This is a genomic window from Pseudomonas meliae, from assembly GCF_001400515.1.
GTDB classification, from domain to species: Bacteria; Pseudomonadota; Gammaproteobacteria; order Pseudomonadales; family Pseudomonadaceae; genus Aquipseudomonas; species Aquipseudomonas amygdali.
Map to the genome: position 1 here is coordinate 1 of NZ_LJQT01000073.1, position 2,039 is coordinate 2,039.

At 51.7% G+C, this 2,039-nt stretch carries 4 protein-coding genes; 1 reads left to right on the top strand and 3 read right to left on the bottom strand.

Features of this window, described 5'->3' with window-relative positions; all coding sequences use genetic code 11:
* The coding region (locus ALO64_RS25860; protein WP_217996264.1) for a hypothetical protein at positions 1-430 on the top strand (430 nt) is incomplete at its 5' end.
* Here ALO64_RS25860 and ALO64_RS03135 read toward each other — a convergent pair.
* The 3 genes from ALO64_RS03135 to ALO64_RS03145 all read right to left on the bottom strand — a co-directional run bounded on the left by ALO64_RS03135 (position 370) and on the right by ALO64_RS03145 (position 1,896).
* Positions 370-1,068, bottom strand: a complete 699-nt coding sequence (locus ALO64_RS03135) for an RES family NAD+ phosphorylase (protein ID WP_044345848.1) — start codon at positions 1,066-1,068, stop codon at positions 370-372. The two genes, ALO64_RS25860 and ALO64_RS03135, sit on opposite strands and share 61 nt — an antisense overlap.
* The gene (locus ALO64_RS03140; RefSeq protein WP_044345849.1) at positions 1,062-1,463 is read right to left on the bottom strand and encodes an antitoxin Xre-like helix-turn-helix domain-containing protein; all 402 of its coding nucleotides are present in this window, start codon (positions 1,461-1,463) and stop codon (positions 1,062-1,064) included. The genes ALO64_RS03135 and ALO64_RS03140 overlap by 7 nt, the downstream gene beginning before the upstream one ends.
* Positions 1,464-1,623: 160 nt before the next feature.
* Positions 1,624-1,896, bottom strand: a complete 273-nt coding sequence (locus ALO64_RS03145; protein ID WP_044345850.1) for a hypothetical protein — start codon at positions 1,894-1,896, stop codon at positions 1,624-1,626.
* Between the last annotated feature and the right edge of the window lie 143 nt (positions 1,897-2,039).

Genomic DNA, 2,039 nt, shown 5'->3' on the forward strand with positions numbered 1-2,039 from the left:
AATGGGCTTTTTCAGAGGATACCTAATTATGCCCTCAGCAGTTCAACCCGTGGTTTTTCCAAAAAGGGGGTGTAAGCCTGAACCCAAGAAAATTCCGTCGGAAAACATCACCAGAGTGGTTCCAGGCTGCTTGTGCTACTCGATACGGTTTTCCGTACATATTTGGCCGCTCAATCAAGCCGTTTTCGGCTTGGCGGCGTCGCTGCCGGAAAACAACTGTTTGGCGTTAATCCGCACCCGTACTGGCTTCCCAACCATGACGGAAATTTCTGGGATTCCGGCTTACAACCCCGGTTTGCACGTTGAGGCCGTGTCGATTGCAGGTCGTTACAGGTATGTATCCAGGCGTTCAGTAGCAATTTTTGGCTCTCACGCGCTGGCTACGAGCTTATTCACGCTGGTGATTTTCTTGTTCCAGACCATTTCGTAATGGTTTGATTGGATAATCGAATCAACATGTCGAGGGGTAGTCAGCGCCCAACAGGTATCGCCAGGCGAGCGAACGGAGCGATAGCGCAGACCCGAAGCTTTGGCCTTCCTCACTTCGCGGCCTAGCGCTCTTGAGGCGCTGTAATCGTTTGGAGCATAGATTGCGTCCGTCAGAGACAGCACAGTTGCGTCCAGTACACCCACCTCGTCGAATTCGCAGGTCAGACCACGGAATACGAAACGCTCGTAGTTCAGCCCTTGCACTTTGCTCCAGTACATTTCTTGGTGATGGCGTACTTCGGCGATGGCCGTATCCATGGAGGCAGCCAGGTAAAGCATGCCGAACGAGCCATCGCTGAAGCGGGAGCCGTCAGGGTTCACGTGTGTGAACGGCGCGGTGGCGTAGGAGCAGCCAGTGATGCCGAAAGGTATTTCGCTGCGAGGGATCAGGTTGAGGTCGCCTACCTCGTTCTGCAGACGGGGATTCGTCAGGGCCTGAACTTGGTAAAGGATATCGAACTCGTCAGCGCTGGCCACGTCATCGAACAAAGCGATCGGAGGAAACTTGGAGTTCACCAAGCGGTATGACTTGATGCTCCCTCCCCCGCGCAGCACATTCAGATCAGCAGCGCTTACCATTGGGCACCTCGCAACACGTCAATGCGACGGAAAGTCTCGTACAGGTTGATGAATGAGCCTGTGGACATGATTTCCAGCGGGGCTCTGCCATCAAAAAATTCGTTGTCGTTGGCCATTCGTGGAAAGCCATAGACGTTTTCTGGGTTGTCGAAGATTGTTCTCAGCGCACCATGTACGTTCAGGATAAGGCTGATACGTGCAATTTGATCATTATCCAGGCTCACGGAGCGACCTTGATCCTTGGCGCGCGAGTAGGTGCTGCGTGATATACGAAGGGTGTTCTCGATATCCTTATGTGTCGCTTTCCATCGCCCCATGATCGTCACTGCGGTGCGTAGTGCCACCGCGCCAGCATCCTTGGTGGATGGTGCACGTACAATAGTCGTTTGGCTCATGTTCACCACTCCCAGTTTATGGTCTGTAGATTACAATATACGTCAATCTGATCTACAGATAAATTCGGGTAGTGGTTTTCCAGTTCGGTTTGCTCTGTGGCTGTCCAAAACGAATTGATGCATAGGTGTAACGGCTTGCAATCCCGGCTTACAACCCCTGTTAGTGTTCTTTTGGTACCTGGATGAAGCCATCAGCAATACCTTGGGCCAGCAACTCCATCATTTTCGCGAAACGAAAAAATCCTGGATATTGCAGGCAGATGTAGTCCATTTGGATTTTGGATGAGCTGTCGAATACCTGTTTGAAAGCCATCATATAGTCATAGCAGCCCTGAAGTAGCTGGCTATCGCCACTTTCTGTCGATGGAAATCGGCTGGCATAATCATGGACTACCTTCGCCAGCTGGTGTTGCTCTGCGGATAAATCGAGCATGTTTGTGCCTAATGAAAAGGGTTTGATACTGTTGACCGAGAGACTGAAAATACTTCAGCAAGGTCACTGACGGGCACTGGACCAAGGCAGCGCCTCAGACATCTGCCTTAGCCGCCAGGTACCGCGACCAAACACGTTTTACC

Coding starts and splice junctions, on each gene's coding strand:
- ALO64_RS03140 (WP_044345849.1), bottom strand. CDS start 1,463: ATGAGCCAAACGACTATTGTACGTGCACCATCCACCAAGGATGCTGGC.
- ALO64_RS03145 (WP_044345850.1), bottom strand. CDS start 1,896: ATGCTCGATTTATCCGCAGAGCAACACCAGCTGGCGAAGGTAGTCCAT.
- ALO64_RS03135 (WP_044345848.1), bottom strand. CDS start 1,068: ATGGTAAGCGCTGCTGATCTGAATGTGCTGCGCGGGGGAGGGAGCATC.